19 protein-coding genes and 1 tRNA gene are annotated in these 25550 nt (G+C 63.1%); 7 read left to right on the plus strand and 13 right to left on the minus strand.

The features are described 5' to 3' along the window. The 9 genes from AC0L3H_RS10790 to AC0L3H_RS10830 form a co-directional block, all read right to left on the minus strand. A complete protein-coding gene (locus AC0L3H_RS10790) occupies positions 1–1116 on the minus strand; it encodes an ABC transporter ATP-binding protein (RefSeq protein WP_473585429.1) in 1116 nt (371 codons plus the stop codon). 4 nt (positions 1117–1120) lie between these two features. Next, positions 1121–2065, minus strand: a complete 945-nt coding sequence (locus tag AC0L3H_RS10795; protein ID WP_473585430.1) for a carbohydrate ABC transporter permease — start codon at positions 2063–2065, stop codon at positions 1121–1123. Further along, on the minus strand, positions 2062–3018 hold the full coding sequence (locus AC0L3H_RS10800; protein ID WP_473585431.1) for a carbohydrate ABC transporter permease: 957 nt from the start codon (positions 3016–3018) through the stop codon (positions 2062–2064). The genes AC0L3H_RS10795 and AC0L3H_RS10800 overlap by 4 nt, the downstream gene beginning before the upstream one ends. A gap of 163 nt (positions 3019–3181) precedes the next feature. Next, positions 3182–4435 carry an ABC transporter substrate-binding protein gene (locus AC0L3H_RS10805; RefSeq protein ID WP_473585432.1) on the minus strand — a complete coding sequence of 418 codons (1254 nt, stop codon included), beginning with the start codon at positions 4433–4435 and terminating at the stop codon, positions 3182–3184. Between the two features lie 59 nt (positions 4436–4494). Beyond that, complete coding sequence (locus AC0L3H_RS10810; RefSeq protein ID WP_473585433.1) at positions 4495–6006, minus strand: aldehyde dehydrogenase family protein; 1512 nt, start codon at positions 6004–6006, stop codon at positions 4495–4497. A 25-nt stretch (positions 6007–6031) separates the two neighbouring features. Further along, complete coding sequence (locus AC0L3H_RS10815) at positions 6032–6808, minus strand: enoyl-CoA hydratase/isomerase family protein (RefSeq protein ID WP_473585434.1); 777 nt, start codon at positions 6806–6808, stop codon at positions 6032–6034. After that, positions 6801–8402, minus strand: a complete 1602-nt coding sequence (locus tag AC0L3H_RS10820; protein WP_473585435.1) for an acyl CoA:acetate/3-ketoacid CoA transferase — start codon at positions 8400–8402, stop codon at positions 6801–6803. Before AC0L3H_RS10820 ends, AC0L3H_RS10815 begins: the two co-directional genes overlap by 8 nt. Then, a complete protein-coding gene (locus AC0L3H_RS10825; protein WP_473585436.1) occupies positions 8399–9415 on the minus strand; it encodes a Gfo/Idh/MocA family protein in 1017 nt (338 codons plus the stop codon). Before AC0L3H_RS10825 ends, AC0L3H_RS10820 begins: the two co-directional genes overlap by 4 nt. Beyond that, complete coding sequence (locus AC0L3H_RS10830) at positions 9412–10455, minus strand: LacI family DNA-binding transcriptional regulator (RefSeq protein ID WP_473585437.1); 1044 nt, start codon at positions 10453–10455, stop codon at positions 9412–9414. The genes AC0L3H_RS10825 and AC0L3H_RS10830 overlap by 4 nt, the downstream gene beginning before the upstream one ends. Before the next feature lie 238 nt (positions 10456–10693). On the opposite strand from AC0L3H_RS10830, the gene AC0L3H_RS10835 reads away from it, so the two are divergent. Further along, positions 10694–11848, plus strand: a complete 1155-nt coding sequence (locus AC0L3H_RS10835) for a dihydrodipicolinate synthase family protein (protein WP_473585438.1) — start codon at positions 10694–10696, stop codon at positions 11846–11848. Positions 11849–11990: 142 nt separating this feature from the next. Next, positions 11991–12953, plus strand: a complete 963-nt coding sequence (gene fcl / locus AC0L3H_RS10840; RefSeq protein WP_473585439.1) for a GDP-L-fucose synthase — start codon at positions 11991–11993, stop codon at positions 12951–12953. A 333-nt stretch (positions 12954–13286) separates the two neighbouring features. Here fcl and AC0L3H_RS10845 read toward each other — a convergent pair. Together AC0L3H_RS10845 and cpdR are read right to left on the minus strand one after the other, a co-directional pair. Further along, positions 13287–13361: transfer RNA gene (locus tag AC0L3H_RS10845), tRNA-Val, on the minus strand. A 117-nt stretch (positions 13362–13478) separates the two neighbouring features. Then, positions 13479–13841 carry a cell cycle two-component system response regulator CpdR gene (gene cpdR, locus AC0L3H_RS10850; RefSeq protein ID WP_006199474.1) on the minus strand — a complete coding sequence of 121 codons (363 nt, stop codon included), beginning with the start codon at positions 13839–13841 and terminating at the stop codon, positions 13479–13481. A gap of 147 nt (positions 13842–13988) precedes the next feature. On the opposite strand from cpdR, the gene AC0L3H_RS10855 reads away from it, so the two are divergent. The 3 genes from AC0L3H_RS10855 (at position 13989) to AC0L3H_RS10865 (ending at position 16850) form a co-directional block, all read left to right on the plus strand. Continuing rightward, on the plus strand, positions 13989–14945 hold the full coding sequence (locus tag AC0L3H_RS10855; RefSeq protein ID WP_473585440.1) for an N-formylglutamate amidohydrolase: 957 nt from the start codon (positions 13989–13991) through the stop codon (positions 14943–14945). A 468-nt stretch (positions 14946–15413) separates the two neighbouring features. Next, positions 15414–16187, plus strand: coding sequence for a histidinol-phosphatase (gene hisN / locus AC0L3H_RS10860; protein WP_091600418.1), 774 nt, complete (start codon positions 15414–15416; stop codon positions 16185–16187). Positions 16188–16361: 174 nt separating this feature from the next. Continuing rightward, entirely contained in the window at positions 16362–16850 is a 489-nt protein-coding gene (locus AC0L3H_RS10865) for a DUF1579 domain-containing protein (protein WP_473585441.1), read from the plus strand. 111 nt (positions 16851–16961) lie between these two features. Here AC0L3H_RS10865 and AC0L3H_RS10870 read toward each other — a convergent pair whose 3' ends face one another. Beyond that, positions 16962–17936 carry an alpha/beta fold hydrolase gene (locus AC0L3H_RS10870; RefSeq protein ID WP_473585442.1) on the minus strand — a complete coding sequence of 325 codons (975 nt, stop codon included), beginning with the start codon at positions 17934–17936 and terminating at the stop codon, positions 16962–16964. A 561-nt stretch (positions 17937–18497) separates the two neighbouring features. Here AC0L3H_RS10870 and AC0L3H_RS10875 point away from each other — a divergent pair. Next, positions 18498–18962 (plus strand): Hsp20 family protein, encoded by a 465-nt coding sequence (locus AC0L3H_RS10875; RefSeq protein ID WP_023798077.1) that lies wholly within the window; start codon positions 18498–18500, stop codon positions 18960–18962. A 70-nt stretch (positions 18963–19032) separates the two neighbouring features. Here the strand turns inward: AC0L3H_RS10875 and AC0L3H_RS10880 are convergent, their stop codons facing one another. Beyond that, on the minus strand, positions 19033–20085 hold the full coding sequence (locus AC0L3H_RS10880) for a threonine aldolase family protein (protein WP_473585443.1): 1053 nt from the start codon (positions 20083–20085) through the stop codon (positions 19033–19035). 574 nt (positions 20086–20659) lie between these two features. Between AC0L3H_RS10880 and gltB the strand changes: the two genes are divergently transcribed. Then, a complete protein-coding gene (gene gltB / locus AC0L3H_RS10885) occupies positions 20660–25408 on the plus strand; it encodes a glutamate synthase large subunit (protein ID WP_473585444.1) in 4749 nt (1582 codons plus the stop codon). The last annotated feature ends 142 nt before the right edge of the window (positions 25409–25550 follow it).

Consider the following 25550-nt stretch of genomic DNA (forward strand, 5'->3'; position numbering starts at 1 on the left):
TCAGAGGATGCGGTTCTCGGTCGCCGGATCGAAGAACACCGCCTTGGTCAGGTTGAAGGCGAGCGGCGTGCTGGTGCCCGGCTGGATGTTGGCGTCGGCGCGCAGACGCGCCACCACCGGCTTGCCGCCGAGATTGGTGACGGCGAAGGTGTCGGAGCCGGCCGGTTCCACGACTTCGATGTGACAGTCGGCGGTGGCGATGTTCGATGCGTTGCGTTCGGCTCCTTCAGGATCGGTCAGGGCCTCGGGACGGACGCCAAAAATGATCGGCTTGTCGTGGAATGCCGACAGACCCGTCGGCGCAGCGGCCAGCGGCAGCGAGATCGGCTCGCGCGCCTCGCGCTGCAGCACCACGGAAAGCGCATTGCCATTGCCGCCGATCGTCGCCGGGATCAGGTTCATCGCCGGCGAGCCCATGAAGTCGGCGACGAACAGGTTGGTCGGGTTGTTGTAGATTTCGGCAGGCGTGCCGAACTGCTGCACCTCGCCGTCGCGCATCACCGCAATCTTGGTGGCCAGGGTCATCGCCTCGATCTGGTCGTGGGTGACGTAGACGATCGTGGTGCCGGTGGTTGCGTGCAGCCGCTTGATCTCGATGCGCATGTCGACGCGCAGCTTGGCGTCGAGATTGGAGAGCGGCTCGTCGAAGAGAAAGAGCTTGGGGTCGCGCACCAGCGCCCGGCCCATGGCGACGCGCTGGCGCTGGCCGCCGGAAAGCTGGCTCGGCTTGCGCTGCAGAAGGTGGCCGATCTGCAGCACCTTCGCCACCTTGTCGATCGCCTTCTGGCGCTCCTGGGCCGGCACGCCGCGCATCTCCATGCCGAAGGCAATGTTCCCCGCGACGGTCATGTTCGGATAGAGCGCGTAGCTCTGGAACACCATGGCGATGTCGCGCTTCGAGGGGTGGAGATCGTTGATCGTGCGTCCGTCGACACGGATTTCGCCTTCGGTGATGGTTTCCAGGCCGGCGATGGTGTTGAGCAAGGTCGACTTGCCGCAGCCGGACGGGCCGACCAGCACGAGGAAGCCGCCCTTTTCGAGATCGAGGTCGATTCCCTTCAGGATCTCGACCGATCCGAACCGCTTCCTCAGCCCATTGATTTCGAGAAAAGCCATTCGATTATCCTTTGACGGCGCCGGCCATCAGGCCGCGCACGAAATAGCGGCCGGCGACCACATAGACGAGAAGGGTCGGCAGTGCGGCGATCATCGCCGCCGCCATGTTGACGTTGTATTCGACGACACCGGTCGAGGTGTTGACGACGTTGTTCAGCGCCACGGTCATCGGCATCGCGTCGCCGGTGCCCGCATAGGCCGAGGCGAACAGGAAGTCGTTCCAGATGTTGGTGAACTGGTAGATGACGGTGACGACGAAGATCGGCATCGAATTCGGCAGCATGATGCGCCGGAAAATCTGGAAGAAGCTGGCTCCGTCGACCTGTGCCGCCTTGACCAGTTCGGTCGGGAACGCCTCGTAATAATTGCGGAAAAACAAGGTGGTGAAGCCGAGCCCGTAGACGACGTGGACAAAGACCAGGTTGACCGTCGGATTGCCCAGGCCGAATGAAAATCCCGTTGCGTTTCGCAGCGTCACGCCGAAGCGGCCGAGGCTGCCGAGGATCGTCGCCATCGGCAATAGCACCGACTGGAAAGGGATGAAGCAGGCAAACAGCATCAGCCCGAAAACCAGCGTGTGGCCGCGGAAGCGCCATTTGGTCAGCACATAGCCGTTGAGCGCGCCGAGCAGCGTCGAGATCAGCACCGCCGGAACCACCATCTTGATGGAATTCCAGAAATAGCCCTTGATGCCGGCGCAGGTCAGGCCGACGCAGGTCTCGCCCCACGCCTTCAGCCACGGCTCGAAGGTCGGCGCCTGCGGCAGCGCCAGCATGTTGCCGTTCTGGATCTCGTCCATGGTCTTGAACGAGGTCACCAGCATGACGAACAGCGGCATCAGGTAGAACAGCGCGAACAGCGCCAGCAGGCCGTAGACGACGATGCGGTTGACGGTCCTGGCGCTGATGCCGCCAGTGCTCTGGCGAGTGGGCGTGGCAATGACGCTCATCGCGGTCGTTCCCTGAGCTCGGAATAGAGATAGGGCACGATGATCGCGGTGATGGTCATCAGCATGATCACGGCGCTGGCCGAGCCGACGGCCATCTCGTTGCGCTTGAAAGTGTACTCATACATGAAGTTCGACGGCAGCCAGGCCGAGCCGCCCGGCCCGCCGCTGGTCAGTGCTACGACCAGATCGTAGGACTTGATGGCGAGGTGGGCGAGCACGATGAAGGCCGAGAGGAACACCGGCCGCAGCAGCGGGATGACGATGCGGCGATAAAGCTGGAACGTGGTGGCGCCGTCGATCTGCGCCGCCTTCATGATCTCGCCGTCGATGCCGCGCAGGCCGGCCAGGAACATCGCCATGATGAAGCCCGAGGCCTGCCAGACGCCGGCGATCACCACGGTGTAGATGACGAAATCCTTGTTCTTGATCCAGTCGAAATGGAAGCTCGTCCAGCCCCATTGGTGCAGCGTCTGCTCGAGGCCGAGGCCGGGATCGAGGAACCATTTCCAGGCGACGCCGGTGACGATGAAGGACAGCGCCATCGGATAAAGATAGATCGGCCGCAACATGCCTTCGCCGCGGATCTTCTGGTCGAGCAGGATGGCCAGGAAGAGGCCGAGCGCCAGGCAGATGAAGATATAGAGAAAGCCGAAAATGCCCATATTGGTGATCGACGTATACCAGCTCGACGGCGGGTCGCTCTCGAACGTCCAGCGCCACAGCCGCTGATAGGCACGCGGCCCGGTCAGCGCATAGGACGGGAAGGTCTTGGAGTTGGTGAAGGACAGATAGACCGTCCACAGGATGAAGCCGTAGACGAAGACGATGGTGATCGCAAAGCTTGGCGCCAGCACGAACTTCGGCAGCGCGTCCTGCAGGCGCGAACGCACCGACGCGCCCGGGCGCGCATTATGCTCCGGCGTCAGCTTGATCTGGGTCGCGACCGTTGTCATGGGCTCCTCCCTCGCGGGTCCCTTCACCGCCAGGCGGGAAGGATAGCCCCGCCGAGACGGGGCGTGTTGGTTGATCGCCGGCGCCATTCCGACCAGAGGCCGACCATCCTGGCTTGGTGGAACCTTCCCCACCGGAGCGGGGAAGGTCCTTTCATGCCGGTTCCTACTTGGCGTCTTCGATTGCGTTGACCAACTGGGTCACGGCCTCGTCCGAGGTCTTGATCTGGCCGTGGACGAATTTCGAGACGACGTCCTTGTAGGCATTGGCGACGGCGGGCGGCGCGCCATAGCCTTGCGCCAGCGAACCGAACAGCGTGCCGCCTTCGTTGGCGGCCTTCAGGTCGGCCATGCCCTTCTTGCCGCAAGCGTCGAAGTCGGTGTCGGGCACGTCGGTGCGGGCCGGGACCGAGCCCTTGACGACGTTGAAAGCCGACTGGAAGCTCTTCGACAAAGTGGCGGTGGCCAAGGCGGCCTGGGCGGCCTTGCGGTCCTCCGGAACGTCGAACATACCGAACATGTCGGAGTTGTAGACCACGCTGCCGTCGGTGCCCGGGAAGCGATAGCACAGGAAGTCGGTGCCCGGGGTCTTCTTGGCGGCGTTGAATTCGCCCTTGGCCCAGTCGCCCATCACCTGCACCAGCGCATCACCCTTGATGACCATGGCGGTGGCGAGGTTCCAGTCGCGGCCGGAGAAGTTCGGGTCGACATAGGTGACGAGCTTGGCAAGGTTGTCGAACGACTTTTTCATCGTGTCGGACTTCAGCTGCTCCTCGTCGAGGTCGTTGAAGGCCTTCTTGTAGAACTCAGGTCCGCCGGTCGACAGCACGACCGAATCGAACATGGTGGCTTCCTGCCAGTTCTGGCCGCCAAGCGCGAGCGGGATGACGCCCGCCGCCTTCGCCTTGTCGAGCAGAGCGACGAACTCGTCGAAGGTCTTGGGCTCGGTGCCGCCGATCTTGTCCATCACCGCCTTGTTGATCCACAGCCAGTTGACCGAGTGGACGTTGACCGGAGCCGCGACCCACTTGCCGTCATAGACCGAGAATTTCTGCAGGGCGGCCGGCACGGATTTGTCCCAGCCTTCCTTTACCGCCGTCTCGGTCAGGTCGCCCATCACGCCGGCCGCGGCGTAATCGAGCACGGTATAGCCGAGCATCTGCGAGGCGGTCGGGTAGTTGCCGGCCGCGACCATCGCCTTCAGCGCGGTCATGGCGGCGTCGCCGCCGCCGCCGGCCACGGGCACGTCCTTCCAGGCAAAGCCTTGCTTGGCGAGATCCTCCTTGAGCACGTTCAAGGCAGCCGCTTCGCCGCCAGACGTCCACCAATGCAGCATCTCGACTTCCTTGACGTCCTGGGCATGGGCCGCGAACGCAAGACCCGAGCCGAGAGCCGTTCCGATAAGCAGTTTGCGCAACATGTACTTCCTCCCTTGTTGCAGCTACACGACCGGCTGATATCCGCCGGGTTCTTCACAGCTCAGCCGACCCACCATCCGGTGCGCTGGCCGCGATGAAACTGGATTGTCTTTTCCTCGGTATAATCCTCGACGGCGCGCTTGCCGAGTTCGCGTCCGAGACCGGATTGCTTGTAGCCTCCGAAAGGCAGCTCGGGATAACCTTCCATGAACGTGTTCACCCAAACGGTTCCCGAACGCACACTCCGCGCCACCGACATGCAGGTGTCGATGCTGGCGCTCCACACACCCGCCGATAGACCATAGGGCGTGTTGTTGGCGATGCGCAACGCCTCTTCAATCGATCCAAACGTCAGCACCGACAGCACCGGGCCGAACACTTCCTCACGTGCAATGGCCATGTCTTCGGTCACGCCGCGAAGGATGGTCGGATCGAGATACTGACCGGCATTGGAGGCGATCTGCTTGCCGCCGCTATAGACGCTGCTGCCGTCGTTTGCCGCCGCCGCCACGTAGCCGGTGACCTTGGAGAGGTGCTCGGAAGAGATCATCGCGCCGACCTTGGTGCTGTCGTCGAGCGGATCGCCGACGGTGACCCTGGCGGTGAGCGCCTTCACTGCGCCGAGGAAGTCGTCGGCGATCGCCTCATGGACGATCAGCCGGCTGCCGGCGTTGCAGCATTCGCCGGCGTTGAAGAAGCCGCCGAACACCGCCGCGTCGGCGGCAGCTTCGAGGTCGGCATCTGGAAAGACGATCTGGCCGTTCTTGCCGCCGAGCTCCATCGAGACCTTCTTCAGCGCGTTTGCCGCCGATGCCATGGTCACCTTGCCGACCCGGGTGGAGCCGGTGAACGACACCATCTCGACCAGCGGATGGCTGACCATCGGCGCGCCGACATCGGCGCCCAGTCCAGCGAGGATGTTGACGACGCCATCCGGCAAGCCGGCCTGCATCAGGATGTCGCCGAGCACGAAGGTCGAGGCCGAGGTCATCTCGCTCGGCTTGACCACCGCCGTGCAGCCGGCGGCGAGCGCGAACGGCAGTTTCTGACTGACGATGAGGAACGGAAAATTCCACGGCGTGATGATCGAGACGACGCCGATCGGTTCACGCAGCACGACGCCCAGCATGGCATCGCCAAGGTTGGCGTAGGTTTCGCCATGCAGCGTGCGGGCAAGCGCCGCGGCATAGCGCCAGATGTCGACGGCACCGCCGATCTCGCCGCGCGCCTGGGCGATCGGCTTGCCGGATTCCAGCGCGTCGAGCCGGGCAATCTCCTCGAGCCGCGCCTCGATCAGGTCCGCCGCCTTGAGCAGGATTGCGGCGCGCTCGCCGGCCTTCATACGCGGCCAGGGGCCGGTCTCGAAAGCCTTGTGCGCGGCCTGTACCGCCGCCTCGACTTCCGCCGCGCCGGCTTGCGCATAGCGCGAAACGGTGAAGCCGTGGCCGGGGCTGTTGCGCTCCAGCGTGCGGCCATCGCGGGCATCGACGAACTTGCCGTTGATCAGCAGCCGATAGGTCTTCGGTGCTGCGGATGCCTCGGCGGGCATGGCGATGGTGAGGGGCAAGTTCATGTGCGTTCTGGGTTCCGCTTGCATTCTAGGATCTTGAAAACGCTGGTTTCCGCTTGGCCTTGAAAGCGTCGACACCGACCTTGAGGTCTCCGGTCAGCGCGATGAAGCCGCTGGCCAGCGCCTCTGTCGCGGCAGCACTTTCCTCGCCCTCGGCGACCGCGATCATCAGCTTGGCTGTTTCGGTTGCCAGCGGGCCGCGCTCGGCGATCTTGCCGGCCCAGGCCCTGGCCTCGGTGAATGCGTTGCCCGTTTCGACCACCCGGTCGACGATGCCCAGAACGAGTGCTTCGGCAGCCACGAACAGTTCTCCGCCAAGCGCCATGCGCCGCACCGTCTGGGCGCCGAAACGGCGCACCGCGCGCTGCGTGCCGGACCAGCCGGGCACCACGCCGATCGAGGTTTCCGGAAAACCCAATTTGACCTGCGCCTCGGCGACGCGGAAGTCGCAGGCGACCGCCAGTTCCAGCCCGCCGCCCAGCGCATGGCCGGACAGAACGGCGATCGTCGGCTGCCGCAACCGCGCCAGCCGATCGAAGACGCGGTGGCCGTAGCGAACCCATTGCACCTGGAAATCGGCGGCACTCATTTGTGACCAGGCTTCGACGTCGCCGCCGGCGCAAAAGCCCTTGCCTTCGCCGCACAGCAGCACGACGCGGACGCTGTCCGCAGCTTCGGCCGTATCGAGCGCGGCTTCCAGCGCGCGCAGCATCGCGATGTCGAGCGCGTTGAATTTCTCCGGTCGGCGCAGCGTGACGATGCCGATGGCACCGTCTGTTTCAAAGCTGACGAGACGCTCAGCCATGCGCGCCTCCAAGCGAGGCGCCGCCATTGAGCGACAGTCCGACCGGCCGGTCACGGTAGAGCGCGTCCGGCGTGACCTTCAGGTCGTTGGCGACGGCGAGCGGGATCTCGGCCTGCGCCAGCACGTCGCGCTCGAGGTCGATGCCCGGTGCCAACTCAGTCACCATCAGCCCATCCGGCGTCAGCTTCATGACGCAGCGCTCGGTGACATAGGTGATGTCCTGTCCTTGCGCGACAGCGCGCTTGCCCGAGAAGGAGATGTGCTCGACCTCGGCGACCACCTTCTTGACCTTGCCTTCCCCGTCGATACGGATGCCGCCATCGGCCAGCGACAGTTTGGCGCCGGCATTGAAGAAACCGGAAAAGACGATCTTCTTCGCCCGCGCGGTGATGTCGACAAAACCGCCGGCGCCGGCGGTGACATGCGGTCTGGCCGAAAGCTTCGACACATTGACCGAGCCGTGGCGGTCGATCTGCAGGAAGGACAGCAGCGACGCGTCGAAACCGCCGCCCTGGAAGTAGGTGAACTGGTGTGGCGAAGGCATGAAGGCGTCGGCGTTCGACGAGCAGCCGAACTTGAAATCGAGCAGCGGCACGCCGCCGACCGCGCCCTGTTCGATCACCCAGGTGACCTTGCCGTGCTGGCCTTCCTCGATAAGGATGCGCGGCACGTTGGCCGAGATGCCGAAGCCAATGTTGACGGCCATGCCGTCGGCAAGCTCCATGGCGACGCGTCGCGCGATGACCTTCTGGACACTCATCTCGGCGTTGCGGAAAGTCGACAGCGGCCGGAAGATCTCGCCGGAGATGGCCGGGTCGTAGGGTGTCAGCGTCGTCTGCAACTGGTCGGGCGCCACCACGATATGGTCGACCAGCACACCGGGCACGCGCACATCATGCGGTTTCAGCGTGCCGTTCTCGACGACGCGCTTGACCTGCGCGATGACGATGCCGCCATTGTTGCGGGCGGCGAGCGCCTGCTCCAGCCCGCCGAGATAGGCGCCCTCGTGCTCATAGGTGAGGTTGCCGCGCTCGTCGGCGGTGGTGGCGCGGATGATCGAGACATCAGGCACGATCGAGCGGAAATAGAGCCATTCCTCGCCGTCGAACTGCTGCACCGAAACGATCGGCTCGCTGGCCGCCGCATTCATGGCGCAGCCCTGATGACGCGGGTCGGCGAAGGTGTCGAGGCCGACCTTGGTCAGCACGCCGGGGCGCTTGGCAGCGGCCTCGCGATGCATGTCGAACAGGATGCCTGAGGGCACGTTGTAGGCGGCGACCGAATTGTCACCGATCATCTTCCAGATCTGCGGCGGTTCAGAGGATGAAGGGCCGGACGGATAGGAGCCGCACAGCGTGCGCTTCAACAGGCCGGGCTTGGCCAGATGGTCGATACCCCGGATGCCGTACATGTCGCCGGCGGCGATCGGGTGCAGCGTTGTGATGTTCTTCGGATGGCCTTCCGCGTCGAAGCGCTCGCCGATCGCGGCGAGCACCGCATCCGGGCAGCCGAGACCGCTCGACGACGACACCGAAACGACCATGCCGTCCATGATCAGGCTGGCGGCTTGCGCTGCGGAGACGAGTTTGCTCACGCTGCGCCCCCGAGATTCGGATCGATCGCGACCGATTTTCCGGACTTCGCGGATTGCAACGCGGCTTCGGCTGATGTCAGCGACCAGACGCCGTCCTCGCCGGTGGCCGACGGCTGGCCTTCGCCACCGATCGCCGCGTGGAACTGGCGCAGGGAACGGACATAGAGATCTTCGCGGTCGAAGCTCAATTCCTCCTCGCCCTTTGCCGTGCGCAGCAGCACAGAACCGATCGGCTTCTGCGTCATCACATCTTTCGCGATCAGGGAGCCTTCGCTGCCATGCGCCTCGAAGCCGGTGCCGGCGAATTTGGTGGTGAAGCCTTCATGCGACTGGGCGATGATGCCCGATCTGAAGCGCCAGATGCACATGGCGCCGTCTTCCAGCCCGCCGCTGGCCAGGCCTGCGGCCTGGGTGAACGCCGAAACCTCGAGCGGATCGTCGCCGAGCACGAAGCGCAGCGTGTCGGCATCGTGCACGGTGATATCGAGCACCACGCCGCCACCGGCTTCCGGCCTGGTGATGCGCCAGCCCTGCAGATTTTCAGGCAGATAGACCGAGTGGAAGACGCGCGCGGCAATCGGCTTGCCGATGCGGCCGGCGGCAATGGCTTCGCGCATCGCCCGGTGCGAGCCGGCATTGCGCAGATGATGGTTGGTGCCGAGCACGAGACCGGCCGCCTTGGCGGCGGCGACCATCTTCCGCGCATCGGCGCTGGTCAGCGCCAGCGGCTTTTCGCACAGCACATGTTTTCCCGCTCTGATGGCGGCTAGTGCCTGTTCGAGATGCAATTCGTTGGTGGTCGAGATGTAGACGGCGTCGATGTCGGAGCCGAGCAATGCATCGAGCGTCGAGACGGCGAGCGCAATGCCGTTCTCCTTGGCATAGGCCGTAGCGCGCTCCGGGCTGGGACTCATCACTGCCGTGATCTCGCTGTTCGGTTGCGCGCGAATGGCGTTGATCACGAATTGCCTGGCGATCGTGCTTGCGCCGATCAGTCCCCATCTTACGGTCATGCCGCGTCTCCCATTCCGGCACGGCGATCAGGACCGCAACTGTCCCTGACGACGAGGTTGACGGCACCGATATGATCCTCGGCGCGCGTGGTGCGCGACTGGATCATCTTCAGCATGACATGGGCGGCGCGCTCGCCGAGGCCTGCCGAATCCACCGCGACACTGGTCAGCGCCGGCATGTAGTGCTGGGCTTCGATCACGTCGTCGAAGCCGACAACGGCGAAATCCGCGCCGGGCTCGAGGCCGCGCTTGCGCAACGCCAGCATGACGCCGAAGGCAACCGCATCGTTGAAGCACAGCGCCGCGGTCGGCGGCTCGGCCATGGCGAGGGCCGTCTCCAGGCAGGCAATGCCGCCCTTGCGGCTGGTTTCGCCTTCGACGACCAGTGTATCGCGCTTGGCGATGCCGAGCCCCTCGCAGGCCTCGCGAAAACCGCCCAGCCGCTCGTGATAGACTACCAGATCCGATGAGCCGCCGAAGAACGCCAGCCGGCGATGCCCTTTGCCGATCAGATGGGCGGTGGCGAGCCAGGCGCCGCGATGATTGTCGGGCGCGATCACCGGGATGCGGCTTTCAGGAAGGCGGCGCATGGTGAAGACGATCGGAAGGCCCGCCATCTCGATGCGACGGAAAGCACCAGGGGTCGTGCCACGCGCCGGCGACACGATCAGCCCGGCGACACCTTGCTCCATCAGCGATTTCAGCACCTCTTCCTGGCGCACCGGGTTTTCCGCCGTGTTGGCGATGAACGGCACGATATCAGCCGACTGGAACACACGCTCCATGCCGACCGCCATTTCGGCGAAGAACGGGTTGGTAAGGTCGTTGATGACCATGCCGATGACGTTGGAATGGGCCTTGCGCAGATTGGCGGCGCCGCGGTTGTAGACATAGCCGACATCCTCGATCGCCTTGCGAACCTTCAGAGCGGTCTCAGGCCGGATCAGGTCGCTGCCCTGCAGCACCAGCGACACCGTCGACTTGGACACGCCCGCCTCACGGGCAATGTCGAGTATCGTCGCCTTGGGCCTGCTGGCCATTCAGATACGTCCTCCGCTGTTTTCTGGCCGAATTTATTGGAACGTTCTAATTCTGAGCTGGATTTGAGTCAATCAGGATTTTTCCCGATTCGAAAAATCTGGCAATCGGCGCTTAAATGCCGCTATTGAACGGCTTCCCTCGCTGCGATGCAGCATTCTGGGGTATGGAGCGAGAATCCACAAAGGTCCTTGATTTGTTGGAACGTTCCATTTAATAGCGCGACCAAGGGAGAGATCGATGGACATTGCCTTGCCCGGGGAGGGCGGTCGCAGCACTCGCTACCGCCTTGTCGGCCATCCGGCACAGCCGGTGATCGGCGCGCGGTTTTCGCGTATCGCCTATGCCGCCGCCCATGTCGTTGCCGATCCCCTCGCGATGACCGATCCGTGGGCTCATCCAGCGGTCGACTGGGAGCGCACAATGGCGTTCCGCCATCATCTGTGGCGGCTCGGCTTCCGCATCGCCGAGGCGATGGATACCGCGCAGCGCGGCATGGGTTTCGACTGGACCAACGCCAGGGAATTGATCCGCCGCTCGATCGCCGAGGCGCGAACCATCGAGGGCGCCGACCTCGCCTCAGGCGCCGGAACAGACCATCTGGCGCCAGGCGCCGCCAGGACGCTCGACGATGTCATCGCGGCCTATGAGGAGCAGTTCGGTTTCATCGAAGGCCTCGGCGGCAAGGCGATCATGATGGCCAGCCGCGCGCTGGCGCCTGTCGCCAAGGGTCCCGACGACTATGCCAGCGTCTATGACCGCATCCTGTCCCAGGCATCCGGCAAGGTCATCCTGCACTGGCTGGGCGACATGTTCGATCCGACGCTGAAGAATTATTGGGGCAGCCATGATTTCGACACCGCGCTCGATACGGTCGTCGCCATCATCGAACGCCACGCCGGCAAGGTCGAGGGGATCAAGATATCGCTGCTCGATGCCGGCAAAGAGGTTGCCCTGCGCAACCGGCTGCCGGAAGGGGTGGTCATGTTCACCGGCGACGATTTCAACTATCCCGAGCTGATCGCCGGCGACGGCGAAAGACACTCGCATGCGCTGCTCGGGATTTTCGACGCTATCGCGCCGGTCGCCAATGCCGCGCTGGCGAGGCTGGCCGACGACGATCGCGCCGGCTATGACGCGCTGATGGCGCCGACGGTACCCCTGTCACGGAAAATCTTCGAGGCGCCAACCGAGTACTACAAGGCCGGTATCGTCCTCCTGGCGTGGCTGAACGGCCACCAGGACCATTTTTCGATGGTCGGCGGCATGCAGTCGGCACGCGGCATTTGCCACTATGCCGATGTGTTCCGCCTCGCCGACCAGGCCGGATTGCTGGCCGACCCGGAGCTTGCCGTCGCCAGAATGAAGAGCCTGTGCGCCGTGGCGGGTGTCTGACCGCCATACCACAAGAAGAGCTCGCCCGAATCTCCGATTTGGCTTGTCTCGGCAAATCTGTATGCGCTATGCGTCCGACGCAAGGTCCATCCGGCCCCGACGCCAGATGGTCATAGCGGCCGTTCTGCATAGGGATACGCCAATGGATTACGACCTAAGGGGCAAGCGCATTTTCGTGGCCGGGCATCGCGGCATGGTCGGCTCGGCCTTAGTGCGCAGGCTGGCGGAGGAGGACTGCGAGGTCCTGACCGCATCCCGCGATGAACTCGACCTGATGGACCAGGCCGGTGTGCGGCGCTGGATGGCTGGCCACAGGCCGGACGCGGTGGTTATGGCGGCGGCCAAGGTCGGCGGTATCCTGGCAAACAACAATTTGCCGGTCGATTTTCTGCAGGACAATCTCATCATGCAGACCAATGTCATCGAGAGCGCCTTCCGCAACGAGGTGCAGAAATTGCTGTTTCTCGGTTCGTCCTGCATCTATCCGAAGTTTGCGGCGCAGCCGATCTCCGAGGATGCCTTGCTGACCGGTCCGCTCGAACCGACCAACGAATGGTATGCGATCGCCAAGATCGCTGGGCTGAAACTGTGCCAGGCCTATCGGCGCCAATACGGTGTCGAGTACATCTCGGCGATGCCGACCAACCTCTATGGCCCCGGCGACAATTTCGACCTCTCCACCAGCCATGTCGTGCCAGCCCTGATGCGCAAGGCGCACAAGGCCAAGCGCGCCGGCGACAAAACCCTGGAGGTCTGGGGATCGGGCACGCCGATGCGCGAGTTCCTGCATGTCGACGACGCCGCCGACGCTCTGGTCTGGCTGCTGAAAAACTATGCCGGCGACAGCCACGTCAATGTCGGCTCGGGCGAAGACATCACCATTGCCGAACTGGCCCGCACCATGCTCGCCGTCGTCGGCGCCGAGGCGGCGCTCACATTCGATGCGACGAAGCCGGACGGCACGCCGCGCAAGCTGATGGACGTGTCGCGCCTGTTTGCCACGGGCTGGCGGCCGCGGTACTCGCTTCAGAGCGGATTGGAGCAGACCTATGCCTGGTTTCTCCAGCATATCGAGACGGGCGATCTCCGCCTCGGCGCGGCGTGATCTCAATCGACGCTGATCGCTGCCACCAGACATGACGGCCTGGGCGGCGGCCGTCTCTTGGCGATGGCCAATGCAAACTCGCTCACCGATATGTTGGATACCGTTTCGGATTCACTTGGAAGAGCGATCCCCCGGGACATCAAAATTCATATCGTCTCGTCGGTAAGGCCGAAAAAAAGCTCTGCCGACTTCAATGAGAAGCATTGGCTGGGGCCAAAAATCAAGCGGCCCGATTTGGCGTTCTCGAGAATACGGCATTCACGCGGTCCAACCAGAAGCGCGCCCGTAAGACGAGGAAATCCACGGGGTGCGAGTGACGGCGGATTGTCTGGATGGTGGGCGTGACAGGGATTGAACCTGTGACCCCTGCAATGTCAATGCAGTGCTCTCCCGCTGAGCTACACGCCCATCCGAAGCCGCGCATACACCATTTTTGCCACGGCGCGTCAATAGCAGGAAAAGGGAAAGAAAGGTTCGTCTTGCCGCACCGTCGAAGGCGCGCCGGAAGCCGGCGGCGGAAACGTGTCAGGCTGCCTGCAGCATCTTTTCGACCTCGTTGACGAGGTCGCGCAGATGGAACGGCTTCGACAGCACCTTGGCGTCTTTCGGCGCCTTGGAATCCGGATTGAGCGCAACGGCGGCGAAGCCGGTGATGAACATGACCTTGAGGTCGGGATCGATCTCGGTGGCGCGGCGGGCGAGTTCGATGCCGTCCATCTCCGGCATGACGATATCGGTCAAGAGCAGCGAGAAGGGCTCTTCTCGCAGCCGCTCATAGGCGCTGGCGCCATTGTCGAAATCGCTGACCTGGTAGCCGGCACGCTCCAGCGCCTTGACGAGGAACCGGCGCATGTCATCGTCGTCTTCCGCCAGTAGAATGCGTGCCATCTTGTCCCGTCCGAATCACCCGCCCGGGACTGCCGTGGGGCAGCCCGTTAACCATCCTGTATATGAGGAGGTGAGGGTAAACATCAAGTGAACGATAAAGGCCCGATCCGGCTTTAACAAAGCGGTCCGGACGCCGAAACGCTGGACATGCGGCCGGGGAGGTGGCACCTTTCCAACCATGATGCATTGGTGTTTCCGGGTTCGTTCAAATTGAAAACAGCAGCCGAGGATTTTTTGGTCGTTCCCCCCTTCGAAATCCGGTCGGGCGCCGAACAGCGTGTCCCCTTCCTCTTCAACTCGCCGCATAGCGGCCGTCACTATCCGGACCGGTTCCTGGCCATGGCAAGGCTGGACCGAAACGCCATCCGCCGCTCCGAAGATTGCTATGTCGACGAATTGTTCGGCGGCGCGGTCGCGCTCGGCGCGCCGATGCTGGCGGCAAACTTCCCGCGCGCCTATCTCGACGTCAACCGGGAGCCTTGGGAACTCGATCCGCGCATGTTCGCCGAACCGGTGCCGTCGTTTTGCAACATCCGTTCGGCGCGCGTCGCCGGTGGGCTTGGCACCGTGCCCAAGCTGGTGGGAGAGGGGCTCGAAATCTATGCCGGCCGCTTGCCGCTGGCGGAAGCCGTCGCGCGTATCGAGGCCGTCTACAAGCCTTATCACGAGACGCTGAAACGGCTTTTGACCAGGACCCATGCGCGGTTCGGCTTTGCCGTGCTGATCGATTGCCATTCGATGCCGGCGAGCATCAGGGTCGGCGACAGCGGCGTCAGGCCCGACTTCATCGTCGGCGACCGCTTCGGCATCTCCGCCGCGGCAGCGTTGACCGAGACGGCGATCGGCCTGCTCATCGGCATGGGCTATACCGTCGCCCATAACAAGCCCTACGCCGGAGGCTTCATCACCGAGCACTATGGCCGCCCCGTGCGCCATCTCCATGCGCTGCAGATCGAGGTCAATCGCGGGCTCTACATGAACGAGCGGACGTTCCAGAAATCCGCCGGCTTCGATGCGCTCGCCGACGATCTGGCGCAATTCTCGGCCGACCTGATGGCAATGCCCGACCATAATTTTATCGACCTGCCGCTTGCCGCCGAATGATCGCCGAAAAACGAAACGAGATCTTGCGCCGGATAAAGGCATCGGCGTGCGGGTCGGGACGCGCAATCGGCTGAGTGCCGCGCCGAAAAAAAGACCGCATCGTTTGCACGACACGGTCGAAGTCTAGGGAGGAAACGCCCAAGGAGGGCATGGACAGGAGAACCTGTCCGAGAACAAATCTATTGTGCGATGCACAAATGTCAAGCCGCCGTGCGGCGTTTTTAATTCACCATGATGTGGAAACTGCGTTTCGAGGGCGCCAGCGTTGCATTCGTGCAACAGTCGTCGATGCGCAAAAGTCTCGCACGCCCTTGTTTTGGCGGAAATCCACAGGCAGACGATGGTTCCAGCACGCTAAAGCGCCTCGCGTCTGACCGGACGACGCGCTTTAGGTTGTTGTTTTATGCATGTCGTTATCGCAAAACCGCTGCACACTTTTGCGCGACATGCATTACGCGGGAGAATCAGTTGGACATCAGCATCGATTTCATGCGGCGCATTGCGGATGCCGCCGCAGCCGAAACCTTGCCGCGCTTCCGCAGCCAGGGCGCGGTCGCCAACAAGGAGCAAGGCAGCTTCGACCCGGTCACCGAGGCCGACCGCGAGGCCGAGCGGGTCATCCGCGCGCTTATATCAGCGGAATATCCCGATCACGGCATTCTCGGCGAGGAGCATGGCAGCGAGAACATTTCCAGCAGGCATGTCTGGGTGATCGATCCGATCGACGGCACCCGTGCCTTCATTTCCGGCCTGCCGGTGTGGGGAACCTTGGTCGGGCTGACGGTCGACGGCGATGCCGTCGCCGGCATGATGTCGCAGCCCTTTACCGGCGAGCTTTTCTACGCCAACGCGTCCGGCGCCCATTATGAAGGCCCGGGCGGACCGCGAAGGCTGACCACACGCAAGACGACAAGCCTCGCCGAAGCGACGCTGTTCACCACCACGCCAGCACTGTTCAAGGGAGACGCGCGCCTGCGCTACGACCTGTTCGAGCGGCAGGTCCAGCTCGCCCGCTACGGTACCGACTGCTATGCCTTCGCCATGGTCGCGGCGGGAAGCGTCGACATCGTCGCCGACCCCGGTTTGAAACCCTACGATATCGTCGCGCTGATCCCGATCATCGAGAAGGCCGGCGGCGTCGTCACCACCTTCGAAGGCGGACCGGCGGAAAGGGGCGGCGACATCCTGGCTGCGGCAACGCCGGAGCTTCATGCCGCCGCGATGGCGGCGTTGCGTGGCTGAACCGGCTGGGCAGCTGGCCACTATGGACTGAAGTGCCCACGGCGACGATAACCCAATGCTCCTGACGGCAGGGTGTCAGCAGCTCTCGGCTATGGAGACAATGCCACGGGAGGGAGTCTGATGCCGACGCGGTCAACAACCAGCCATTCCGAAGATGCTCCAGTAGAAAATGCGTTGGCAGAAAATGCCCTGGGAGATGGGCGGGCCGATTTCGATTTCTTCTTCGGACGCTGGAACGTCAACCATCGAAGGTTGCAGGAGCGCCTGCAAGGCGACACGAACTGGGACGTGTTTGGCGGGACATGCGAGGTGCGCCCGATCCTTGGCGGACTCGGCAATGTCGACGACAATGTGATTGAATTGCCGGTCGGCGCCTATCGCGCCGTCACGCTGCGGACCTTCGATCCGGCGACGAGACAATGGTCGATCTGGTGGATCGACGGCCGCAGCCCGGCGACCATCGATATTCCGATGCGCGGCGCCTTCCAAGCAGGCGTCGGCACGTTCCTGTGTGAAGACGTTTTTGATGGACGCGTTATCCAGGTTCGCTTCCTGTGGTCGCGGATGACTGAAAAATCGGCGCGCTGGGAGCAGGCTTTTTCAGCGGATGGCGGCAAGACCTGGGAGACCAACTGGATCATGGATTTCGCCCGGCAAGTGTAGGCCGACGATCGACCTGGCAGGCATTTTTTCAAGCCAAGTCATTCTTTCAAGCCAAGTCATGGATTTCAATGATTTGGAGCGGTCTTTTGCGCGTCACGAGGGAGCACTCAATCAGGCGTTGTCGTCGCTTCCCGGGATGAAGGCATCGAAGGCGGCAAAGAACTGCTCGCGATAAAAGTCGGCTTCCTGCAATATTTCATGGCGTGCGCCATCGATCACCAGCAGCGAACCGAGACGCAGGCGTCTGGTGTAGGTTTCCACCGCCTTCGTCGAGACGACCTGGTCGGCGCCGGCGGCGACCACCAGCAAGGGAACCCGGATCCTGGCCATGAAGTCGGGATCGCTGATGACCTCTGAGGCCTGCGCCGCCGCTTTCAGCCAGCGGATCGTCGGGCCGCCGAGCGCCAGCTGCGGGTAGGTTTCGTAGAGCAGCGTGTTGCGCCGATACCGCTCGGGATCCGATGTCACCTTGTTGACGGCAAAGGGTATGGTTTTTCTGGGCCGCGGACCCCAGGCGGCGTAAAGCTTGCCAAGACCCAGCAGACAGAACAGCGAGCAGAGGCGACGAACAGTGGTTGTCGAGACCGGCAGGTCGGGCACCGCCAGGAAGGGCGCGATCAGCACCATGCGCCGTACGCGGTTCACCATCGACGGCCCGGCAAGCAGCGTGATCACCGCCCCGGCCGAATGGGCCAATATGTAATACGGCCCCCGGCAGTCGGGCAGCACGATCTCCTCGAAGAACTGTTCCAGGTCGCCGGTGTAGTCGAAGAAACTGCGGACATAGCCGCGCTCGCGATCGCTGATCAGCCGGTCGGAACCGCCCTGGCCGCGCCAGTCAAAGGTGGCGACGCCAAAACCGCGGTCGGCGAGGTTGCGGATGGTCTCGAAATACTTTTCGATGCACTCGTTGCGGCCGGTCAAGAGGACCACGGTGCCCTTCATCGGGCGGGCAACGGCGGGAAAGAGGCCATAACGGATTTTCTTGCCGTCGCGCGCGGTGAAGAAACCATGGGCCGCATTTTCCGGCAGCGGATTGCCCGGAATTTCGTGGAAGAGGGGAATTTTGTCGAGGAGGTCCGTCATTCGGCGCTGCGTTTTAAGTGTCGCTGCCTGCATGGCGCAAGCTTTGGTAGGCATAGACGCCCCATGCAGCAAAAGCAAAGGGCAGCAAAAGCAAAGGAATTCCGGACGCGTTGGAAAGGCTGAACGAGCCAGCCGGCGAGTGAGGCCGAAAGCAGCTTGCGGCATGCTTCCGGCCCCCCGTCGATCCGGGAGGAAGGGACGTTACACCCGGTCGGCCTCGTTGCGGCATCTCGCGCATAACCGCGAAAACCGCAGCCGATTTCGCCGTGAATCATGCGCAATCAAAGTGTTACAGCTTCCTTTTGCGTGTCCGAGAGGACGCGCGACGCCGTAACCGCCGCCTGTTCCTTGATCCTGGAAGCAGTTTAGCGCGACTTAGCTGAACGTCCGCCGAAGCCGCGGTTCATCTGCCGTTCATCGAGGCGGCAGAATCTTGAAATGCCTTCTCGTGCTCCCCAAATGTCTGTTGCGGCCGCCAATGTCGGGGCCGCTGGCCCATCCGGAACGCCGTCACGGGTTTCGCACCGGCCACACGTTTGTTGCTCAACAGGAGAACACACTATGCGTCACGTTGATTTTTCCCCGCTTTATCGTTCGACCGTCGGTTTCGACCGGCTGTTCACCATGCTCGATTCGCTTGCGCAGCCGGAAGGTGCACAGACCTATCCGCCCTACAACATCGAGCGCACCGGTGAGGATTCCTATCGCATCTCGATGGCGGTCGCCGGCTTCTCGGACGATGAGCTCTCGATCGAGGCTCACCGCAACGTTCTGACAGTCAAGGGTGAGCGCAAGGAGGGCAATGGCGAAGGCTCTGAACTGCTCTATCGCGGTATCGCCAGCCGGGCCTTTGAGCGCCGCTTCCAGCTTGCCGACCATGTTGATGTCGTCGGCGCCTCGCTGAAGAACGGCCTGCTCTTCGTCGACCTCAAGCGCAATATTCCCGAGGAGCTGAAGCCGCGCAAGATCGCGATCACCGCGTCTTCGGCGAAGGCCAAGCAGATCGAGGCCAAGACCACCGCGTAAGCTGCGTCACAAAGACGACCTAAGGGACGAAGGGCGGCGCCTGGCGCCGCCCTTTTTGAATTAGGTGCCGCTATCCAGCAATTAGCTCGCCAAAGCGGTCGACCTCTTCGGCCGTGGTCGCAAAGCTGGTGACGAAACGATAGAGCGCTTCGTCCTCGCCGATATGGCCATCAAAGTCGTGCGGCTTGTGCCAGTCGTAGAAGGCGGCACCGGCCAAATGCACCCGTTCAGCCTTGGCCTTTTTCGTCACCGCGAACACTTCGTTGGCTTGCGGCAGCCAGGCCAGACGCGCCGACGCGGAATCCTCGATCAGTGCTGCGAGGCGTGCTGCCATGGCGTTGGCATGCCGGGCCGTGTCGAGCCACAGGTCGTCCTTGAAATAGGCTTCGAACTGCGCTGCGATGAAGCGCGATTTCGAGAACAATTGCGCCGCGCGCTTGCGCAGGAAGGCCAGTTCCCTGGCGCGGTCGAGGTCGAACAGCACGATAGCCTCGGCGCACCAGCAGCCGTTCTTGGTACCGCCGAAAGAGAGGATGTCGACGCCGCCCTTCCAGGTCATCTCCGCCGGTGTTGTCTCGAGCGCGACCAGCGCATTGGCGAAGCGGGCGCCATCCATGTGCAGCGGCAGTTTGTGATGCTTGGCGATCGCAGAAATCCTGGCAATTTCGTTCAGTGTGTAGATGGTGCCGACCTCGGTCGACTGGGTGATCGACACCGCCATCGGGCGCCCGGAATGGACGATTTCAGCCGCGAACCGGTCGACCGCCCTGTCCAGCCTATTCGGATCGATCTTGCCCAGCGCGCCGTCGACGGGATGGAGCCGTGAGCCGCCGGTAAAGTATTCCGGGGCGCCGCATTCATCCTCGATGACATGCGACTCTCGATGGCAGAAGGAAATGCCGCCCGATTTGTTGTACGCGGTCAGCGACAGGGAATTGGCGGCGGTGCCGGTGGCCACGAAAAACACCGCGACCTCGCGCTCGAAGATTTTGTTGAAGCGCTGGTATGCGGCCTCGTCGAGGGCGCCGTCGCCATAGGCGGTGGAAAAGCCGCCGGCATGGGCCGACAGGCCCGCGGCGATGCTGGGATGGGCGCCTGCCCAATTGTCGGAAGCGAAATTCATGCGTTTGCCTGTGCTGGGAAAATCAGGGCGACCTTGGCCGCTTTCGCATGCCGCTCGCAAGTGCCAAGTGCCGGAAAAGCGGTAAAGCCAGCGAGAGGCCGGGACCTAAAGCGCGTCGCGTTCGGCCGGCCTCATGCGACGCGCTTTAGGTTGTTGTTTTCATGCATGTCGTTATCGCAAAACCGCTGCACACTTTTGCGCGACATGCATTAAGGCGGACGACCGAAGGTTGCGTTTTGGCGGAGTGGCGCGTAATTTTCTGTCTCTAGATGCCCATGATTGTTGTGAATCGGTCTTGTGCGCATCCGCAATTTCTGTCATAAAAATTTAGGACAGTAGTGCTGTCTTATTTTGTCGCACAAAACAGGCTGGATTGGCGTATCATTGGGCCGCTCCGGCCATTGCCGCGAGCGACAGGTAAACAGCCCGGCTCTGGCCTGTACGATTGCCGGATGCGAACCAGGCCGCCTGGTTCTGCAAGGATTTCGCAAGACGTGCCGCAAGGATGAGAGGGAAGCTCATGCGCTTCCCAACGGAAACCAGCGCCCGAAGGGCTGGCATGGAGGACAGGACGATGACGGAAGTGACGCCATCTGCGACGAACGGCCCGGCCGCGCAGACGAAAGCGCTAGCCGTCAAAAATCCGTCCATCGCCACTGGCCTGACCAAGATCGGGCGGACCCCTACCGGGTTCGCCGCCCACGGCCTTTACGATCCGCGCAACGAGCACGATGCCTGCGGCGTCGGCTTCATCGTCAATATGAAGGGCGTCAAGTCGCATCAGATCGTCACGGACGGCCTGGCGGTGCTCGAAAATCTGACGCATCGCGGCGCCGTCGGCGCCGACCCACTGATGGGCGACGGCGCCGGCGTGCTGGTGCAGCTTCCCGACCGCTTCTTCCGCGAGGAGATGGCCAGCCAGGGCGTCGAACTGCCCAAGCCCGGCCATTACGCCGTCGGCCATGTGTTCATGCCGCGCGATCCTGAGCTTCAGGCGCATATCGAAGGCATCATCGCCGAGGTCGCGCAGCTCGAAGGCCAGCCGCTGCTCGGCTTTCGTGACGTGCCGGTCGACAATTCATCGCTGTCGAAGGCGCCTGATATCGCTGCTTCAGAACCGGTCCAGCGGCAGGTGTTTTTGGGTCGTGGCGCCGAGATCGAGAGCGACGACGATTACGAACGGCGGCTCTACATCCTGCGCAAGGTCATTTCCGGTCGTATCCACGAAGAGACCAAGGGCGTCGACAATGGGTTCTACGTCGTGTCGATGTCATCGCGGACCATCGTCTACAAGGGCATGTTCCTGGCCTATCAGGTCGGCGCCTATTACAAGGATCTGACCGATCCGCGTTTCGAGACGGCGCTGATCCTCGTCCACCAGCGCTTCTCGACCAACACCTTCCCCTCGTGGAAGCTGGCGCATCCCTATCGCATGGTCGCCCACAATGGCGAGATCAACACGCTGCGCGGCAACGTCAACTGGATGGCGGCGCGGCAGGCTTCGGTCGATTCCGAACTGTTCGGCAACGACATCTCCAAGCTGTGGCCGATCTCCTATGAGGGGCAGTCGGACACCGCCTGTTTCGACAATGCGCTCGAATTCCTGACGCAGGGCGGCTACTCGCTCGCCCACGCGATGATGATGCTGATCCCTGAGGCCTGGGCCGGCAACAAGCTGATGGATCGAGATCGCAAGGCCTTTTATGAATACCACGCCGCCCTGATGGAGCCGTGGGACGGGCCGGCGGCGGTGGCCTTCACCGACGGCCGCCAGATCGGCGCCACGCTCGACCGCAACGGGCTGCGCCCGGCGCGCTATATCGTCACCGACGACGATCGCGTCATCATGGCCTCGGAAGCCGGCGTGCTGCCGGTGCCGGAGGAAAGGATCGTCAAGAAGTGGCGGCTGCAGCCCGGCCGCATGCTTTTGATCGACCTGGAGAAGGGCCGCATCGTTTCCGACGAGGAGATCAAGTCGGAGATCGCGACCAGGCATCCCTACAAGAGCTGGCTCGCCAACACCCAGCTCATCCTCGAAGACCTGAAGCCGGTCGAGCCGCGGGCGCTGCGCAGGGACGTCAGCCTGCTCGATCGCCAGCAGGCGTTCGGCTTTACCCAGGAAGACACCAAGCTGCTGATGTCGCCGATGGCGACCACCGGCCAGGAAGCGGTCGGCTCGATGGGCACCGACACGCCGATTTCGGCGATGTCGGACAGATCGAAGCTGCTCTACACCTATTTCAAGCAGAACTTCGCCCAGGTCACCAACCCGCCGATCGACCCGATCCGCGAGGAACTGGTGATGAGCCTGGTGTCGTTCATCGGGCCGAGGCCGAACATCTTCGACCTCGTCGGCAATTCGCGTCGCAAGCGGCTCGAAGTGCGCCAGCCGATCCTGACCAATGGCGATCTTGAGAAGATCCGCTCCATCGGTCATACCGAGGACCGTTTCGACACCAAGACGATCGACATCACCTATGCTTCGAACGAAGGCGCGGCCGGCATGCAGGGCGCCATCGACCGGCTGTGCGAGCGCGCCGAGGCGGCGGTCGCCGGCGGCTACAACATCATCATCCTGTCCGACCGTCAGCTCGGGCCGGACCGCATCGCCATCCCGGCATTGCTGGCGACGGCGGCGGTCCACCATCATTTGATCCGCAAGGGATTGCGCACGTCGGTGGGGCTGGTGGTCGAGTCCGGCGAACCGCGCGAGGTGCATCATTTCTGCTGCCTTGCGGGCTATGGCGCCGAGGCGATCAATCCCTATCTCGCCTTCGACACGCTGCTCGACATGCACAAGCGCGGCGAGCTGCCGGCCGAAGTCGACGCCAATGAGGTCGTCTCCCGCTACATCAAGTCGATTGGCAAGGGCATTCTCAAGGTGATGTCGAAGATGGGCATCTCGACCTACCAGTCCTATTGCGGCGCGCAGATCTTCGACGCCATCGGGCTGGAGACCGATCTCGTGCAAAAATATTTCACCGGCACCGCGACGCTGATCGAAGGCGTCGGGCTGGAAGAGATCGCGGCCGAGACGGTCAGCCGCCACGCCGACGGCTTCGGCAACGACCCGGTGTTGCGCAACAGCCTCGAGGTCGGCGGCGAATACATGTTCCGCATGCGCGGCGAAGCGCATATCTGGTCGCCCGATGCGGTGGCCACCCTGCAGCACGCCGTGCGCCAGGGGTCGTCGCAGACGTTCAAGGACTATTCCGCTCAGATCGACAGCGAGACGGCGCGGGCGCAGAGCATTCGCGGCCTGTTCAAGATCAGGCTGGCCGAAGAAACCGGGCGCAAGAAGGTCGCGCTCGACGAGGTCATGTCGGCTGCCGATATCGTCAAGCGGTTCTCGACCGGGGCGATGTCCTTCGGCTCGATCTCCAGGGAAGCGCACACCACGCTGGCGCGCGCCATGAACACGATCGGCGGCAAGTCGAACACCGGCGAGGGCGGCGAAGAAGCCGACCGTTACCTGCCGCTGCCGGACGGCGGCAAGAACCCCGAGCGTTCGGCGATCAAGCAGGTCGCTTCCGGGCGTTTCGGCGTGACGGCGGAGTATCTGGTGAACTCCGATGTGATGCAGATCAAGGTGGCGCAAGGCGCGAAGCCTGGCGAGGGCGGTCAGCTGCCCGGTCACAAGGTCGATGCCACCATTGCCAAGGTCAGGCATTCGACGCCCGGCGTCGGCCTGATCTCGCCGCCGCCGCATCACGACATCTACTCGATCGAGGATCTGGCGCAGCTCATCTACGACCTCAAGAACGTCAATCCGGCGGCTGATGTCTCGGTCAAGCTGGTTTCGGAAGTCGGTGTCGGCACGGTTGCGGCCGGCGTCGCCAAGGCGCGCGCCGATCACATCACCATTTCCGGCTATGACGGCGGTACCGGCGCATCGCCGCTGACCTCGCTCAAGCACGCCGGCAGCCCGTGGGAAATGGGCCTTGCCGAGACGCACCAGACGCTGGTGCTCAACGGCCTCAGGTCGCGCGTCGCGCTGCAGGTCGATGGCGGCCTGCGCACCGGGCGCGACGTCGTCATCGGCGCGCTGCTTGGCGCCGACGAATTCGGCTTCTCGACCGCGCCGCTGATCGCGGCCGGCTGCATCATGATGCGCAAGTGCCATCTCAACACCTGCCCGGTCGGCGTCGCGACGCAGGATCCGGTGTTGCGCAAGCGCTTCAAGGGCACGCCGGAACATGTCATCAACTTCTTCTTCTATGTGGCGGAAGAGGTCCGGGCGCTGCTCGCCGAGATGGGCTATACCCATCTCGACCAGATCATCGGCGACACCGAACTCCTGGAGAAGCGGGCGCTGATCCAGCACTGGAAGGCGCGCGGGCTCGACTTCAGCAAGATGTTCTTCAAGCCGGATGCCCCGCATGAGGCGGTGCACTGGACCGAGCGGCAGAAGCATCCGATCGACGACGTGCTCGACCGCAAGCTGATCGACTTGGCCAAGCCGGCGCTCGAAGCCAGGCAGCCGGTCAGCATCGAGCTGCCGATCCGCAATGTCGACCGTTCGACCGGCGCCATGCTGTCGGGCGAAGTGGCAAAGCGCTTCAGGCACAAGGGCCTGCGCGAGGACACGATCTCGGTGAAGCTCACCGGCACCGCCGGCCAGTCCTTCGGCGCCTTCCTGGCGCGTGGGGTTTCGTTCGAGCTGGTCGGTGCCGCCAACGACTACGTCGGCAAGGGCCTGTCGGGCGGACGCATCGTCATCCGCCCGCCTGAGAACACGAAGATCGTCGCAGCCGAGTCGATCATCATTGGCAACACCGTGCTTTACGGCGCGACCGAGGGCGAGGCCTATTTCTGCGGCGTCGCCGGCGAGCGTTTTGCGGTTCGCAATTCGGGCGTGGCCGCCGTCGTCGAAGGTGTTGGCGACCATGGCTGCGAATACATGACCGGCGGCATTGTCGTCGTCATCGGGCAGACCGGCCGCAACTTTGCCGCCGGCATGTCGGGCGGCGTCGCCTATGTGCTCGATGAGGTGGGTGATTTCGCCGAGCGCTGCAACATGGCGATGGTCGAACTGGAACCCGTTCCCGAAGAAGACGACCTGATGGAGAAACTGCTCCATCATGGCGGCGATCTCGACCACAAAGGCCGCGTCGACGTGTCCGGCGACATGACCAGCCATGATGAGGAGCGGCTCTATCAGCTGATCTCGAACCACGTCCATTACACGGGTTCGGTGCGCGGCCGCGAGATCCTCGACAACTGGGCGACTTTCCGGCCGAAATTCCGGAAGATCATGCCGGTCGAATACCGCCGCGCGCTGATCGAAATGGAACGCATGCGCATGGGCGTTGCGGCGGAATAGGCTTTGGGAGTTGCCGGGAAGCAAAGCTTCCCGGGCGACGCCTTCATCAACAATCCTGGCCTCGGACTGAAGGTTGCCATGGCTGCCTTATGAGGTTAACGGGTGCGTCGTCGAGCGCGCCATCTGGACAGCAGGGACTGGA

Source organism: Mesorhizobium sp. WSM4816 (assembly GCF_055811535.1).